13 protein-coding genes and 3 tRNA genes are annotated in these 16,358 nt (G+C 39.9%); 5 read left to right on the top strand and 11 right to left on the bottom strand.

What is annotated here, in order from left to right:
* Nucleotides 1-163: 163 nt before the first annotated feature.
* A complete protein-coding gene (locus tag AC979_RS07260; RefSeq protein WP_049373592.1) occupies nucleotides 164-1,549 on the top strand; it encodes a DASS family sodium-coupled anion symporter in 1,386 nt (461 codons plus the stop codon).
* Nucleotides 1,550-1,609: 60 nt separating this feature from the next.
* Here the strand turns inward: AC979_RS07260 and plsB are convergent, their stop codons facing one another.
* Nucleotides 1,610-4,066, bottom strand: coding sequence for a glycerol-3-phosphate 1-O-acyltransferase PlsB (plsB, locus tag AC979_RS07265; protein ID WP_049373594.1), 2,457 nt, complete (start codon nucleotides 4,064-4,066; stop codon nucleotides 1,610-1,612).
* Nucleotides 4,067-4,284: 218 nt separating this feature from the next.
* Between plsB and lexA the strand changes: the two genes are divergently transcribed.
* Together lexA and dapF are read left to right on the top strand one after the other, a co-directional pair.
* Nucleotides 4,285-4,911: a transcriptional repressor LexA gene (gene lexA / locus AC979_RS07270; protein WP_049373596.1), complete on the top strand. Its 627-nt coding sequence runs from the start codon at nucleotides 4,285-4,287 to the stop codon at nucleotides 4,909-4,911.
* 121 nt (nucleotides 4,912-5,032) lie between these two features.
* Nucleotides 5,033-5,857, top strand: coding sequence for a diaminopimelate epimerase (dapF, locus tag AC979_RS07275; protein WP_049373598.1), 825 nt, complete (start codon nucleotides 5,033-5,035; stop codon nucleotides 5,855-5,857).
* 51 nt (nucleotides 5,858-5,908) lie between these two features.
* Here the strand turns inward: dapF and AC979_RS07280 are convergent, their stop codons facing one another.
* The 6 genes from AC979_RS07280 to dauA all read right to left on the bottom strand — a co-directional run bounded on the left by AC979_RS07280 (nucleotide 5,909) and on the right by dauA (nucleotide 11,894).
* Nucleotides 5,909-6,661 carry a carbonic anhydrase gene (locus AC979_RS07280; RefSeq protein ID WP_049373600.1) on the bottom strand — a complete coding sequence of 251 codons (753 nt, stop codon included), beginning with the start codon at nucleotides 6,659-6,661 and terminating at the stop codon, nucleotides 5,909-5,911.
* A gap of 154 nt (nucleotides 6,662-6,815) precedes the next feature.
* Nucleotides 6,816-7,748 (bottom strand): tRNA dihydrouridine(16) synthase DusC, encoded by a 933-nt coding sequence (gene dusC, locus AC979_RS07285; RefSeq protein WP_049373601.1) that lies wholly within the window; start codon nucleotides 7,746-7,748, stop codon nucleotides 6,816-6,818.
* Entirely contained in the window at nucleotides 7,748-8,614 is an 867-nt protein-coding gene (gene djlA / locus AC979_RS07290) for a co-chaperone DjlA (RefSeq protein WP_049373603.1), read from the bottom strand. The genes dusC and djlA overlap by 1 nt, the downstream gene beginning before the upstream one ends.
* Nucleotides 8,615-8,720: 106 nt before the next feature.
* A complete protein-coding gene (pyrE, locus tag AC979_RS07295; RefSeq protein WP_049373604.1) occupies nucleotides 8,721-9,362 on the bottom strand; it encodes an orotate phosphoribosyltransferase in 642 nt (213 codons plus the stop codon).
* A 9-nt stretch (nucleotides 9,363-9,371) separates the two neighbouring features.
* The gene (rph, locus tag AC979_RS07300) at nucleotides 9,372-10,088 is read right to left on the bottom strand and encodes a ribonuclease PH (RefSeq protein WP_049373607.1); all 717 of its coding nucleotides are present in this window, start codon (nucleotides 10,086-10,088) and stop codon (nucleotides 9,372-9,374) included.
* A 63-nt stretch (nucleotides 10,089-10,151) separates the two neighbouring features.
* Nucleotides 10,152-11,894 (bottom strand): C4-dicarboxylic acid transporter DauA, encoded by a 1,743-nt coding sequence (gene dauA / locus AC979_RS07305; protein ID WP_049373609.1) that lies wholly within the window; start codon nucleotides 11,892-11,894, stop codon nucleotides 10,152-10,154.
* A 125-nt stretch (nucleotides 11,895-12,019) separates the two neighbouring features.
* Here dauA and AC979_RS07310 point away from each other — a divergent pair.
* Nucleotides 12,020-12,109, top strand: a tRNA-Ser gene (locus tag AC979_RS07310).
* A 118-nt stretch (nucleotides 12,110-12,227) separates the two neighbouring features.
* Here the strand turns inward: AC979_RS07310 and AC979_RS07315 are convergent.
* The 3 genes from AC979_RS07315 to AC979_RS07325 form a co-directional block, all read right to left on the bottom strand.
* Nucleotides 12,228-13,481 (bottom strand): YadA-like family protein, encoded by a 1,254-nt coding sequence (locus AC979_RS07315; RefSeq protein WP_049373610.1) that lies wholly within the window; start codon nucleotides 13,479-13,481, stop codon nucleotides 12,228-12,230.
* A 191-nt stretch (nucleotides 13,482-13,672) separates the two neighbouring features.
* Nucleotides 13,673-13,749 (bottom strand) — tRNA-Arg (locus tag AC979_RS07320).
* Nucleotides 13,750-13,801: 52 nt separating this feature from the next.
* Nucleotides 13,802-13,878: transfer RNA gene (locus tag AC979_RS07325), tRNA-Pro, on the bottom strand.
* A 177-nt stretch (nucleotides 13,879-14,055) separates the two neighbouring features.
* On the opposite strand from AC979_RS07325, the gene folD reads away from it, so the two are divergent.
* A complete protein-coding gene (gene folD / locus AC979_RS07330) occupies nucleotides 14,056-14,913 on the top strand; it encodes a bifunctional methylenetetrahydrofolate dehydrogenase/methenyltetrahydrofolate cyclohydrolase FolD (RefSeq protein ID WP_049373611.1) in 858 nt (285 codons plus the stop codon).
* 41 nt (nucleotides 14,914-14,954) lie between these two features.
* Here the strand turns inward: folD and AC979_RS07335 are convergent, their stop codons facing one another.
* Nucleotides 14,955-16,289, bottom strand: a complete 1,335-nt coding sequence (locus AC979_RS07335; protein ID WP_049373613.1) for an NAD(P)/FAD-dependent oxidoreductase — start codon at nucleotides 16,287-16,289, stop codon at nucleotides 14,955-14,957.
* Nucleotides 16,290-16,358 lie beyond the last annotated feature (69 nt).

A 16,358-nucleotide genomic window follows, 5' to 3' on the forward strand; every position in this document is an offset into this window, starting at 1 on the left:
TTTTGAAATTATTGACCTTTTTAAAGTGCGGTTAGAAATAACCGCACTTTTTTTGTTAAAATTTTTTTGAACAAGATCACATTTTAGACATTTGTTAGTTGAAAGTTTGTAACATTCATTTAACATCGAAAATAGTTCATTTGTAATCAGTTTGGAGGGACTCATGAACGAAACAAACACAACTAAAAATTATAAAAGTGGGATTATCTTTCTGCTGGCGATAGCCTGTTTTTTTATTTTGTTAAAATCTTTACCTTTCGCACCTAAGGAAAATGCAGGTTTAGCATTATTAGCCTTTGTGGCGATTCTTTGGTTAACTGAAGCATTACATGTCACAGTGACCGCTCTGTTGGTGCCATTGCTTGCGATTGCACTTGATTTGGTAACAACCAAGCAAGCTTTAGTCGCCTTTGCCGATCCAACTATTTTCTTATTCTTTGGTGGCTTTGCTTTAGCGACAGCTTTACATATACAAAAACTCGATAAAATGATTGCCAATAAAATCATGGCAATGGCTCGTGGTAATTTATTTGTCGCTGTGATGTATCTTTTCTCTATTACTGCTTTCCTTTCTATGTGGATGAGTAACACAGCAACAGCAGCCATGATGTTGCCTTTAGCGATGGGGATCTTGAGTAAACTTGATAAAGAAAAAGAACATAATACTTATGTCTTCGTCTTATTAGGGATTGCATATAGTGCGAGTATTGGTGGTATGGGTACATTAGTGGGTAGCCCACCAAATGCGATTGTTGCAAGTAACTTGCATTTAACCTTCTCTGATTGGTTATGGTATGGCTTACCAATTATGCTCATTTTGATGCCGTTGATGATTGGTACACTTTTCATTGTCTTTAAACCAAAACTTAATTTACATTTTGAACAAAACTTTGAACGTATTGAAATGAATGGCCAACGCGTTTTAACGCTTGTCATTTTTGCTGTGATTGCACTTTGTTGGGTATTTAGTAGTTATATTAATCCAATCATTTCAGGTGTATTTGGTCTTGCTAAAAATATCGGTAGTTTTGATAGTGTGGTCGCATTACTTGCTGCAGTTATCATTTGTTCAACGGGTGTGGCAAATTGGAAACAAATCCAAGAAAGCACAGACTGGGGTGTGTTGATGCTTTTCGGTGGTGGTTTAACCTTAAGTGCGGTGTTAAAAGATTCGGGTGCAAGTAAAGTGTTAGCTGACGGTATTGTATTCTTAGTTCAAGGACAACATTACTATCTCATTGGTTTATTGGTTGCAACCTTCATTATTTTCTTAACGGAATTTACTTCCAATACCGCAAGTGCAGCGTTATTAGTACCAATCTTTATTTCTATCGCGCAATCTCTCGGCATGCCGGAAATTGGTCTTGCGTTAATTATCGGTTTAGGTGCATCTTGTGCCTTCATGTTACCAGTGGCGACACCGCCAAATGCCATCGTATTTGGTACAGGTGAGGTTCGCCAAAGTGATATGGTGAAAGCCGGATTTATCTTAAATATTGTGTGTATACTCGTTATCGCGACAATAGGATATTATTTCTGGTTGAATTAATCATATAAAGAAAAGGGCGTGTTGGATATTCAACACGCCCTTTTATTATGTCAGTAAAGATTATTCATCTTTATTTGATTTATCCTCTTCTTCTACTTCAATCTCAACTTCATCTGCTTTATCTGCAGCGCCGTTGATTGTTAAGCAAATCTCGCTCGAAATCAAATGCTCTAAGATTGTGGCAAGCTCGTGTAATTTTTCTTTATCATCATCGAAATAACCTTCTTCTTTTAAGTTAGCAATGAAGGCAGAGAATACCGCTTTATCAAAGAACTCTGGTGCGTTAATGCCGTGTAATACAGAAAGACGCTGTGCCACCAATTGGCTTTCTTTTTCTAGTAAACCACGGGCAATTCCAGGATCTCTACGTAAAATGCTTACTGTAATGTAGTAGCGTTGTAAGATTTCACGCATACCGGCAGACCAAAGTTGTAAAATACGAACTTTAGAGCGGTGGATAGATAAGAAATTATCATTGGCTTGGATAACGTCCTGACGCGCAAATTCATCAATAATGGCTTTAATTTGTGTATTTAATTCTTCTTCATTGAAATGAAGGAAGAGTTCGCCTTTCAAGAATGGATAAATTTTACGTACTGCATCCAACAATAAATCTTTTTGAATCGCTTCATAATGTAAAACGATACTCGCAACAAGTGAAGGCAACACAAATAAGTGTTGAATATTGTTGCGGTAATACGTCATGAGAACAGCGGAATTACGTTCTAAACGAATAATTTCCCCAAAATTATCTTTTTCAACTAACACACCAACACGATCTAAGCTTAATACGTGGTCAAGCATCGCTTTTGGTGTATCAGTTGGCAGTACCACATCAGTAGAATACGGTACATTCTTTAACATTTCTTGATAACTAGAGAGTTGTTCTAATAGTTGCTCATGAGAAAGTGCACGCTGACGAGAAGAGAGTAGAGCTGTCCCCACTAAATTCATCGCATTAACAGCAGCGGCTTTATTAATATTCACCATCACTTGATTCGAAACAGACCCAACTGCATGGTTAAACCAGTGAGGTTTATCTTCATGATGTTGTTCTTTCCATTCTGGATAATGGTGATTGAGGTAATTTGAAAGCGTGATTGGCTCACCGAAATTCACAAAGCCTTGACCTAAATTACGCAATTTTTTAATCACACGTAAAACTAAGCCAGCATTTTCTTTTTCTTTCGCTGCACCACGTAATTCTTTCGCGTAAGTATCTACTTCTAATACGTGCTCATAACCGATATACACTGGCACCACAGAAATTGGACGAGTTTGGTTATGTTGAAGCGCTTGTAGCGTCATTGACATCATACCTGTTTTCGGTGCAAGCAAGCGACCTGTACGAGAACGGCCACCTTCAATAAAGTATTCAACGGAATAACCGCGATGGAATAATTCCCCTAAATATTCTCGGAAAATCGCAGAGTAAAGGCGGTTACCTTTAAAGGTACGGCGAATAAAGAATGCCCCCCAGCTACGGAATAAAGGACCCGCTGGCCAGAAGTTTAAGTTAATCCCTGCCGCAATATGTGGCGGTACAAGGCCTTGGTGATAGAGCACATAAGAAAGTAATAAATAGTCAATGTGACTACGGTGACAAGGCACATAAACAATTTCATGGCCTTCTAATGCTAATTTACGCACACGGTCCGCATTTTGCACATTAATACCGGAATACAGTTTGTTCCATAACCAACGCAAGAAACGATCCGCCGCACGAAGGCTTGAATGGCTTACATTTGCTGCTATTTCATGAAGAATTTTTTCGGCTTCAGCGTAAGCTTTATCGCGGCTGATATTTTTTGATTTTGCCTCATCTTCAATCGCATTTTGGATTGCTTGGGAATTTAAGAGCTTATTAAACATCGCTTCGCGGTTTGGCAAACGAGGTCCTGTCGCGGAAATACGTTGTTTAGCAAAGTGTATTTTGGCCACGCGAGCCAGTTTTTGCGCAATTTTTTCATCTGAACCGTGCTCATTTACCATGTAACGCAAAGAAAGTGCCTGAGAAAAACGCACAAAAGTATCACGTCCAAACCAAATGGCAGCAAAGGTTTTTTGAAGACCATTTAATAAACGTAGATTGGGTAAGCTTGCTTTATCTTCTTTACCTGGTGAACGCCCCCAAAGCACAGAAACAGGGATCAGCTGTACATCTAAATCAGCTGTATCACGGTGCAGTTCTAAATATTTATTGAAGACTTTGACAGTTTCATCTTTTGCGCCTTTTGATTTAAAAAAGCGGCGACCTTCGTCTAAATAGACATAACGTGGTAATGCTACGCCATCAATCACATTCTTTTCAGCTGGATCAGGTAAACCGACGCTCAAACAGTTACGACGGAAAATCACGAAGTCAGTTTGAGAGGTATAAGGTAAAACGTAAAGAATGGGTTGATTGATATTGAGTTGAAGCTCTTCGATGGGTTGAGCGGGAATAGGGTTATTTTTTACTAAAACCGAAAGCGGTAATTCTAATAATTTACGATAAGTACTTACGATGCCAGACATAATTAATATTCTCTTTTTGTTAGACATTTCTAGGTATTATCAGGCATTTTAACACATTCGACCAGTCAAATTCTAAAAATTTACATTTGCGATTTATGATGAGCAGTCAAAAATATGAAAAAAATTGACCGCACTTTTATCGCTAGAAAATAGTTGTTGCAATCGTCATATTTCTGTATATACTAACAGTTATTCTGTATAAAGTAACAGGAGTGTATGTGAGACCATTAACTGCCAGACAACAAGAGGTGCTGGAACTCTTAAAACGCCATTTAGAAACCACGGGTATGCCGCCAACTCGTGCAGAAATTTCTCGTGAATTAGGCTTTAAATCCCCTAATGCGGCGGAAGAACACTTAAAAGCACTTGCTCGTAAAGGTGCAATTGAAATTGTTGCGGGGGCTTCTCGCGGTATTCGTATTATTGATGACGGTGCAAATGATGAGGAAGAAGAAGGCTTACCGCTCATTGGTCGAGTGGCCGCAGGGGAGCCAATTTTAGCCGAGCAACATATTGAAGGTACCTATCGTGTTGATGCTAATATGTTTAAGCCTCAAGCTGATTTCTTATTAAAAGTATATGGCCAATCCATGAAAGATATTGGTATTTTAGACGGCGATCTTCTTGCCGTACATAGCACAAAAGATGTGCGAAATGGACAGATTGTTGTTGCCCGAATTGAAGATGAAGTGACAGTAAAACGCTTAGAACGCAAAGGTTCAGTTATTTATCTGCATGCAGAAAATGAAGAGTTTCAGCCGATTGTCGTTAATCTTGAAGAACAGCCTCATTTTGAAATTGAAGGGATTGCAGTAGGGATCATTCGTAATAACGCTTGGATGTAATGATGAAAGTGCGGTGAGAAAATAACGTGTTTTTTGACCGCACTTTGTCTATTCTAGCTATTTGCCATTCGGCTTATTGCTCTCTATAATGCCAAAAAATTTTCAAATCAAGGAAGGAAACATGCAGTTTTCCAAAATGCATGGCCTTGGCAATGACTTTGTCGTTGTTGATGCTGTGACGCAAAATGCCTATTTTACCCCTGAAACCATTAAACGCTTAGCTGATCGTCATCGTGGCATTGGTTTTGATCAGCTTTTAATTGTTGAGCCACCTTATGATCCAGATTTAGATTTCCATTATCGTATTTTTAATGCCGATGGCAGTGAAGTGTCGCAATGTGGAAATGGGGCAAGATGTTTTGCGCGTTTTGTCACCTTAAAAGGGTTGACCAATAAAAAGGATATTGCAGTAAGCACGCAAAAAGGAAAGATAGTTTTAACGGTAAAAGAAGATGGGCAAATTCGCGTCAATATGGGTGAGCCGATTTGGGAACCCAATAAAATACCTTTTACTGCAAACAAATTTGAAAAAAACTATATTTTACGTACCGATGTGCAAACGGTGCTTTGTGGTGCGGTATCAATGGGTAATCCACATTGTGTTGTTCAAGTGGACGATATTGAAACGGCCAATGTAGCAGAATTAGGTCCATTATTAGAGAATCACGAACGTTTTCCAGAAAGGGTAAACGCTGGATTTATGCAAGTCGTCAATCGTAACCACATTAAGTTGCGTGTATATGAACGTGGTGCAGGTGAAACGCAAGCTTGTGGCAGTGGTGCTTGTGCTGCAGCAGCTGTAGGGATTATGCAAGGTTTACTTGATAACAAAGTGCAAGTCGATCTACCTGGTGGTAGCTTACTTATTGAATGGGAAGGCGTAGGCTCACCGCTTTATATGACTGGCGATGCGACTCATATCTATGATGGCAATATTCACCTTTAATCTTTCTAATCTGAATAAAAAATGCGTGGAGATTATCCACGCATTTTTTATTTATTGTTCAACTTCTACATCACGCTGATTTAATGGTTGCGTTGGACGGTTGTTTTTCCCTTCCATTTCTTCTATCGCGGCAATTTGTGCTTTGCTTGCTTGAATTGGTGATTTAAAAATGGTCCAAGCCACGTTTTCACTACAAGGTGGCGTAGTGAGTGATCCATTTAAGCGGAAGCGTGCCATCTCTTTTGGCATTAGCGCTTTAATATCAATCTGTTGATCCAATTTTTCTTTTTGTCCAACGGTGAGTTTTTTCTCAACTACCGGTGCTAATGCTGGATTCGCTTCGCCTTCATTGACCATTACGGCAACAACTGCCAAAGCTTTATCTTCACTTTGATGGACAAAATGAATTTCTAAAGGATAATGTTGGCGTTTAAAAGTATGTTCACTCGGTGTGTGAAAGTGAAATTGTTTTAAATAAAATGGTTTGTTGTTGAGCGTAATAAATGGTGCATTTTCTTGTGCAACGCTAACTTGCACGGTATGTCCATTGTTTTCTACTTGATACTCCGCAGGGAAGTAATTCATCTTAAGTGGTTTATTTGCCACTTTCATGCCGTTATCTGCTTCCAGATTAACAGGCGACTGAACTTTCCCTAGCTTACAGGTTTGATATTCGGTGAGCAAATCACCCCAATGTTCAGGGCTTTCTTTTCCATTATAAGACCAATGCGCTTTATGCGTTTGGGCAAATGATGATGCGCTTAATGCGATAAGTAAGCTAGAAAGCAATAGACGAGTCTTCATAAGGCACCTCTCCTTTTTTGTGGTATATGCCTCATCGATTCTACTGATTCTGTATGATAGCTTTTTGATTTTGGTCAAGTTTTGTTTGAGTGTAAGCACTCATCGTACGAGTGGGGGTAATGCTAAAAAAGCCGTCTATTTTGACCGCACTTTTTTAGCTCTGATAGAGTCTTTCTCTAAGATCTTCTGCAGTTTTGCTGGTTTTAATTCGTTCAAAAACGATATCTGCTTCAGGATATTCTTTATTAAGATAGCGTAGCCATTGTTTGATCCGAGCAACATGATAAAAACCGGAATCATGGAAATTTTCCATTTCCGCATATTTTTGCAAGATTTTTTGAATATCCACCCAAGGCATTTTTTCGCAATTTTGTTTGAGTACAAGGCTTAAGTTTGGGATATTTAATGCACCACGCCCGACCATTAGATCTTCGCAACCTGTCGCTTTCAAACATGCTTGACCATCTTCCCAACGCCAAATTTCACCATTAGCAATCACTGGGATCGTCAAGCGAGATCTCACTTCACCGATTTTTTCCCAATTGATGCGATCGGCACGATAGCCATCGGCTTTAGTTCGACCGTGAATAGTAATTTCAGTGGCGCCACCTTGTTGTACGGCATCGGCAATTTCAAACGCTTGTGAAGTACAATCCCAACCTAATCTCACTTTCACACTGACAGGTAAATGACTAGGTACGGTTTTTCGCAAGGCTAGAGTCGCTTGATAAATTAATTCAGGTTGTTTGAGAAGTGTTGCACCTCCGTTGCTCCCATTAACAGTTTTGGATGGGCAGCCACAATTTAAATCAATGCCATGTGAGCCAAGCTCAATGGCACGATTGGCATTTTCAGCAAGACAGTTTGGATGTTGACCTAAAAGTTGGACACGAACAGGTGTTTTAGAAGGAGTAAAGCCCTGATTTTTGAGTTCAGGGCAAAGACGATAAAAGACTTTTTCAGGTAAGAGTTGATCCACCACGCGGACAAATTCAGTGACGCAGAGATCATATTTATTCACTTCGGTTAAAAGCCGGCGAACGAAAGGATCAAGCACCCCTTGCATGGGGGCGAGGATAACACGCACTATTTCCAGCCTTTCACTTTACAAATTAAATCGTAAGCGGCTTGGATTTGCTGCGCCTTTTCTTTAGCCATTTCCATCATTTCTGGCGGTAGGCCTTTAGCAACTAATTTATCCGGATGATGTTCATTCATTAAACGACGATATGCACGTTTTACGGCATTGCGATCATCGCTTTCACTCACACCTAATACTTTATAAGCATCGCTTAGTGTTGGGCCTGAAGATTGTTGGTATCCGCCTTGTTGTTGGTATTGGTAGCCACCTTGCTGTTGATAGCTGCCTTGTTGGTATTGGCGATAGAATCCACCTTGGGTAAATTGACGAGCGGCAATTTCCATGGCCAGCATTTGCTCAAACTGCATACGGGAAAGACCAAGTTCTTCGGCTACCACATAAAGAACTTCTTTTTCCGACTCATGTAATTGAGAATCAGCAAAGGCAGCCTGCACTTGCACATGTAAGAACATTCTCAGTAAGTCAGCACGTTGTCCACATCCAATGCGGAACTCACGAATCACCTGACGCAATGGAAAATCCGCTTCTTTACCACGACGGAAGGCTTCTTGAGCAAGTTTGCGATGGCTCTCATCTAATTGCATCTGGTTCATCAACTGATTCGCCAGTTGAATATCTTCTTCTGTCACACGACCTTTGGATTTACTTAAATGTCCAAGTACCGCAAAAGTAGTTTGCATAAAGAGTGCTTGTCGAGTCGTTTTTTTCTTAAAAAAGCTAGAGTTAACTGAACCAAGCTCATAAAGTTTTTTATCTGCGATAGAGCCTAAAATCAGTCCAGCGATGGCGCCGAAAAAGCCCCCCCATTTAAAACCGAGAAAAACGCCGATAATCTTTCCAAAAAAATACATTCTCTTCCCCTAAAGTGCGGTCAAAAGGTCTTTTGACAATAATGGGCAGACGCAAATGCCTGCCCTTACATTAATATGGCTTTATTCTTATTTTTCAAGTGATGAATTACACACCATAACTTTCACGATAAGCCCGCATCGCAGGTAAATATTGCTGATAATCGGGTTCTTTTTCAATGAATTGCATTAAATCATCCAAATCAATAATGGAAAGCACTTGGCACTGATAGTCGCGTTCTACTTCTTGGATGGCAGAAAGTTCCCCTTTGCCTTTTTCCTGACGATTTAATGCAATAAAGACAGCGGCTAATTTCGCGTGATTGGCTTCAAGAAGTGCCATGGATTCACGAATAGCCGTGCCAGCAGTGATGACATCATCAACTAATAACACATTGCCGGTTAATGGGCTGCCGATCAAATTACCGCCTTCACCGTGATCTTTGGCTTCTTTGCGGTTAAAGCAAACAGGCGTATCACGGTTAAATTGATTGAATAGTGCAATGGAAACGCTCGTCGCAATTGGAATGCCTTTGTAGGCAGGTCCAAAAATAACATCAAAATCGACCGTACTTGACTGAATTGCCTTCGCATAGAATTCACCTAAGCGAGCAAGATCTGCGCCAGTGCTGAATAATCCTGCATTAAAAAAGTAAGGGCTTTTTCGACCTGATTTTAGTGCAAACTCACCAAATTTAAGCACGTTTCGGCTCAAGGCGAATTTAATAAATTCGATTTTGTAGCTTTCCATTTTTTGTTCCTATAAACCTAATGCTTCACGTTGTGCAGCGAAGATTTGTTCGCAGCCTTGTTTGGCTAAGCCTAATAAGGTAAGTAATTCTTCGTGGCTGAACGGTTCACCTTCTGCAGTACCTTGCACTTCGATCATGCGACCATCTTCCATCATCACAACATTCATATCTGTTTCAGCGGCTGAATCTTCTACATATTCCAAATCACACACGGCTTCACCTTCAACAATTCCAACCGAAATCGCCGCAACCAGACCTTTGATTGGATTGGTTTTTAATGTGCCGTTAGCGATTAAACTGTTGATGGCATCACATAATGCCACTGCGGCACCGGTGATGGAGGCTGTTCTTGTACCGCCATCCGCTTGAATCACATCACAGTCTAAGGTAATAGAACGTTCGCCAAGGGCCTCTAAGTCAACCATAGCACGTAATGAGCGAGCGATTAAGCGTTGAATTTCCATGGTGCGTCCACCTTGTTTGCCTTTTGCCGCTTCACGTTGCATACGGCTGTGTGTAGAGCGAGGTAACATGCCATATTCTGCTGTCACCCAACCTTGATTCTGTCCTTTTAAGAAACGCGGTACGCTTTCATCAACACTCGCCGTACATAAAACTTTAGTATCACCAAATTCCACTAATACTGAGCCTTCAGCATGTTTCGTGTAATTGCGGGTGATTTTAATTGGACGAGGCTGATGATTTTCACGATTATTTGGACGCATTCTGAATTCCTTTATTTTTATTGATAAAAAAAGCGTGCTTATTTTAGCACGCTTTTTAGTGTTTTATGGATTTGCTTGTTCAAACTCACGAATTTTATTAAACACATCTTGTAAATCTGTACCATAGTTAATTTTTTGCAATTCAGGCACAGAGTTAGATTTTACTAACATTCTGAGTGGTTGGAATTGCATATTGCACAAGTAGATTTGTTGATGTGGCAACATATGCTGTACAAAATGAGTGAGTGCATGAATACCGCCGGTATCCAGCACAGTCACGGCATCGCATTGCAACACGATATGTTTGATCTCGTGATCCGTATGGACGGTTTTATCATGCAAATCCGCAAAGAGTTTATCCGCTGCAGCAAAGAAGAGTGGACCGCTGATACGATAAGCTAATACATCATTTAAATCTTCTGGTGCAGGTTGTTCAATCGCTTTTGTCATTTCTGCAATGGTGCGGATAAATAAGAGACTCGCTAATAATACGCCGACAGAGATGGCAATTACCATATCAAATAACACGGTGAGAATTAAGCAGGTGAACAACACAGCAATTTCGTTTTTTGTGGAGCGACGCGCCAAACGAATAATTTCAGGTACATTTGCCATATGCCAAGCTACCATTAATAGCAATGCAGCCATAGAAGAGAGTGGCAAATAAGACAGGGCATTTGCAAAGAATAATAGCGAGAATAAAACTAAGAGTGCATGAATTACACTGGCTATTGGTGATACAGCCCCAGATTTAACGTTGGCTGCAGAACGTGCAATTGCTGCAGTTGCCGTAATGCCGCCTAAGAATGGTGAAATAATATTACCTAAACCTTGGGCGAGTAATTCATTATTGGAATGATGTTTGGTATCCGTCATATTATCTAAGATGACAGCACAAAGTAGCGATTCAATCGCGCCTAATACAGCCATTGAAAAGGCGGCAGGCAAGATATCTTGTATGCGATCAAAATTCCAATTGAGGACTTCACCTTGTGCATTAGGAATATTCCAAGGTAAGGCAAATTCAGGCAAGACATTAGGGATACCATGTCCTGTTGTACCGTCAGATAAGGTATATTGGAATGCCGTACCAATCGTTTCAACGGAGAAGCCAAATTGTCCTAAGGCTAATGCCATGAGTGTCCCAATAATGACCGCAGGTAAATGACCTGGCACGGGTAAACGAAGTTTATGCCATTGGGTGAGTACAAATAATGTGACCACACCAACAGCGGTATCTGCCCAGTTAATCGTCGGAAGTGCGGTCAAAATAGCTTGCACTTTTTCAATATAGTGAGGTGGCATCTGGGCAATGTCTAAACCTAAAAAATCTTTGATTTGCAAGGTGCCGATGGTGATCCCAATCCCGCAGGTAAAGCCAAGTGTAACAGGTAGAGGAATGTACTCAATTAGTCGTCCCAATCGAGACAACGCCATGATGACTAAAATAATTCCCGAAAGTAGCGTTGCCATGAGTAATCCGCTGAGCCCAAATTGTTGGGTGACGGGATATAAAATCACAACAAATGCGGCGGTTGGACCTGAAATATTAAAACGCGATCCACCGGTTAACGCAATTACGATCCCCGCTACGATAGCGGTATAAAGACCGTGTTGTGGTGGCACACCGCTAGCAATGGCTAAAGCCATGGAAAGTGGAATCGCAATGACGCCCACGGTGAGACCCGCGATAATATCTTTAATCAATTTTTGTTTTCCGTAACCTTCACGGAAAGATTCTTTCAATGCGCTAAATGGTTTTACGGCCAGAAACACATTTTTAGAAAAGAGTAATTTGATTTGCATAAAAATACGACGATAGAAAAGAGATAAGTTTATATTTTAGCTAAAAGGAAAAGGATTTTTTATGTTCTAGCTCAAAAAACTTGACTAATCTTGGATAAATCTTTATATTTCACGCACTTCAAAACGGTGAGATGTCCGAGTGGTTGAAGGAGCACGCCTGGAAAGCGTGTATGTGCGAAAGTGCATCGGGGGTTCGAATCCCCCTCTCACCGCCATTCAAATTACAATCCTTTATAAATATCCGAGCATTTTTAAAATCATAGATTATTGATATTTTATGGATATAAAAAAGCACGCATTAAGCGTGCTTTTGTTATTTATACGAGTGTTTAGTTAGCGCCAACGTATACCAACACCTGCACCCGCACCAAAATCACCGCGGCTACTTGCAGTACCGCCAACTTTAAATAGCAGTTTGCCATTATCAGAAGCACGAGAATAACCGACTGCTAGCGCACTTTCATTACGGAAAGTTCCTGCACCTACACCAAGCACGCTTTCCCCAGAAGTAATTGCTTGGGGGACTTGTGTTAACGCAATAGCGCTAGAAATCCCTGCACGTAATTTTTTCACGTTGTGTTTTAAATCTGAGCGCAATGATTCAGTAGAACGTGTCATTTCAGAGCGTAAATCAGAAATCTCTTTTATATTTGTCATCACTTGATTTGATAAGTGATCTAAACGTGAAGCGTTATTCGCAATATTTTGCACGTTATTGTTTACTTTATCAGCAAGTGCTTTGGCGTTCTGAGTATTACTTGCAGAATTATGGCTGATTCTATTTTTTAGATCATCGATATCAGTTCTGTTCGTTTGAATATTGTTTGTATTATTTTTTACTTGGTTATCTAGGTTATTTAGATTTTTTTGGGTATCCGTAACACGCTCTTCTACACCCGTGATACGATTATCTAAATCCTTACGATTCTCCGTAATTCGCTCATCTAAATCTTTACGGTTTTCCGTAATACGATTATCTAAATCTTTGCGATTTTCCGTAATTCGTTCATCGAGCGCTCGGCGATCTTCAGTAATGCGACCATCTAAACGACTCACTTCATCATTAATGCGGTTGTTGAGATTTTTATCTGTTTCATTAATACGATCATTTAGTTTTTTATCTGTTTGGTTTAAACGTTCATCAACACCAGTAATACGATTATTTAAATCTTTCTGAGCATTGGTGATGCGATCATCAAGACGTCCCACTTCAGTTGTTACACGATTATCAATTTCAGTTTGAGTATTCGTAATACGTTCATCTAATGCTCGGCGATTTTCTGTGATATCTCTATCTAAACGCCCTACTTCGTCATTAATGCGGTTGTTGAGATTTTTATCTGTTTCATTAATACGATCGTTTAAACTTTTGTCCGTTTGATTTAGTCGAACATCGACACCCGTGATGCGATCGTCAAGTTCTTTACGCTCATTTGTAATTCGATTATCAAGAACTGAACGAGTTTCAGTAATACGCTCGTCGAGTCTTCCTACTTGAGTATAAACTTCAGTTTTTGTTGCGGTATCTTCTGCGAAAGCAAGAGATGCACTTCCAAATAAACATACAAATAATAGTGTTTTTTTCATTAGGTTTAATTCCTTTAAATAAAAAATATCCGAAATATCATAAAAGTTTCATTCGGTATGAAACGAAATGAATAATACTTGTATAAAATAATTTGGTAAATATTTTAATGTAAAAATTTACCAATATTTACATTGCAAAACAATGACTTATGACTTTGTGAGATGATTTGATTTTTTGAGAATGTATATAATGGCACGCCCTAAAGGATTCGAACCTTTGACCCACGCCTTAGAAGGGCGTTGCTCTATCCAGCTGAGCTAAGGGCGCATTTTAAGGGTTACATCTTTTGTATGGAATTTCGAGGGAAATATAAAAGAAGTGGTCGGCGAGATAGGATTTGAACCTACGACCCACTGGTCCCAAACCAGTTGCGCTACCAAGCTGCGCTACTCGCCGACGATTGAGCACAATTATAGTGAGCTTTTCTTTTCAGTCAATTAATTTTTTAGATTCCTCTTTCAATTGCTCAAAATTATTCCAGTTTTTCAACCGCACTTTTGTTGTCTTTGTAAAATAAGGCGTTGTCAGTTAAAATAGCAAACGTTTACTTAATGCCATCTTGAGGAAAAACGCATGACTGCTCAAATTATTTCAGGTACTGAACTCTCAAAAAAAATCAAATCGGATGTTGCCAATAAAATTGAACATTATCGTGCTCAAGGTAAACGTGCACCAGGACTTGCGGTAATTTTGGTGGGGGCAGATCCCGCTTCTCAAGTTTATGTAGGCAGTAAACGAAAAAGTTGTGAGGAAATCGGAATGGTTTCAAAATCCTATGATTTACCTGAAACAACTTCAGAAGCAGAACTACTACAACTGATAGATCAATTAAATGCCGATGAAAGCATTGATGGTATTCTCGTCCAGCTTCCATTGCCTGAACAAATTAATAGCACATCAGTGATTGAGCGTATTAGCCCTGAAAAAGATGTGGATGGTTTCCACCCTTATAATGTGGGGCGTTTATGCCAACGCATCCCAACTTTACGCGCTTGCACCCCTTATGGTGTGATGAAATTATTAGAAACCACAGGTATTGATTTACACGGTAAGCATGCGGTGATCGTTGGTGCATCAAATATTGTGGGTCGTCCAATGTCGCTTGAATTATTATTAGCAGGCGCTACTGTCACAGTGACACACCGTTTTACCAAAGATTTAGAGCATCATATCCGTCAGGCAGATGTTTTAGTGGTAGCTGTGGGTAAACCTCGTTTTATTCCAGGCGATTGGATTAAAGAAGGGGCAACAGTCATTGATGTAGGGATTAACCGTATCAATGGCAAATTAGTCGGAGATGTGGAATATGATGTGGCGATACAAAAAGCGGCTTATATTACGCCAGTACCGGGTGGAGTAGGGCCAATGACGGTTGCCATGCTGATGTTTAATACACTTTATGCCTATGAGCGTAACAATCAACTCGTTTAAGAAATAAAAAAGTGCGGTTAAATTTGACCGCACTTTTTGTCTTAATGTAATTTCAATCTTGGTTTTAAATAGTGGTTAAGTTTATCTACTAAAATAATCAAGCCAATCTTAATACATCCATGCAAAGCATGTTGATGCATACGATATAAAGACACATACGCAAACTGTGCAAATTTACCTTGAACAGTTAGTGGATTTTTCCCAAATTTATTTGAAATGCTACCCAATGCGGTAAAGCTTGAAAGAGAAACCAAGGTGCCTTTATCGTTGTATTTGAAGGCTTTTAATGGTTTTTGTTCAAAAAGTGCAAAGATGTTTTTCGCACAAGCTTTTGCCATTTGGTGTGCCGCTTGCGCTCTTGGCGGAACTAATTTACCGTTTGGTTGCATTAATGCCGCACAGTCACCAATGGCGAAAATACTGTCATCTACTGTGGTTTGAAGGGTATCTTTTACCACTAATTGATTGATGCGGTTAAGCTCTAATCCATCGAATTGCTGTGTCACTGTTGAGGTGCGAACACCTGCCGCCCACACAATCAGATCAGCTTTAATTTCTTCACCATCTTTGGTGATAAGCGTGTTTGGTTGGGCTTCCGTGATCATCGTATTTAATTTCACGTTTGCACCCATCTCTTGCAATTCATCTAATACCGCTGCAGATAAATTTTCAGGTAGAGCAGGCAGTAATCGAGGGCCCGCTTCAACTAAGGTGACTTGCAAGCAAGAATTATCAATTTTACCGTAACCGTAAGAAGACAAGTCTTCAGTGGCATGATAAAGCTCAGCAGTTAATTCCACGCCAGTTGCACCACCGCCAACAATCGCGATATTGACTTTGCTCTCATCGACTAATTTCTGTTTAAATTCTTCTTCACCAATATCATCTAATGCACGGTTTTCAGAGAATTTAAGGAATAATTCCAACATTCTTTGTTGAAAACGAAGCGCTTGATCAGAGCTATCTAAGAAAATACAGTTATCGGCGACGCCTTTTGTATTGAAATCATTCGATTTACTGCCGATTGCAATCACTAAGTAGTCATAAGGAATGCGACGCGCAACTACAAGCATATCGCCTTCTTGCCCATAAACAGGGGCAAGCTCAACATATTTTTGTTCACGATTAATGCGTGTGATTGAGCCTTGCTCGAAGCTAAAATGATGGTTTTTACCGTGAGCACGATAGCTCAGAGAATCCATACCATCATCCATGACACCTGTTGCAATTTCATGTAATAGAGGTTTCCACAAGTGGGTCGCATTGCGGTCAACAAGCGTTACTTTAGCTTGTTTCTTACGACCTAATTTGTCACCTAAAAATGTCGCTAATTCAATGCCGCCAGCGCCACCGCCAACGATCACGACGTTTTTCATAAAGTACTCCTAAAAGCAAAATTGTTAAAAATGTTAAACTAATGTAATGATAGCATAACAAATAAACAA

Origin of the sequence: Parahaemophilus parainfluenzae, from assembly GCF_001053575.1 — a bacterium.
Lineage (GTDB): Bacteria > Pseudomonadota > Gammaproteobacteria > Enterobacterales > Pasteurellaceae > Haemophilus_D > Haemophilus_D parainfluenzae_S.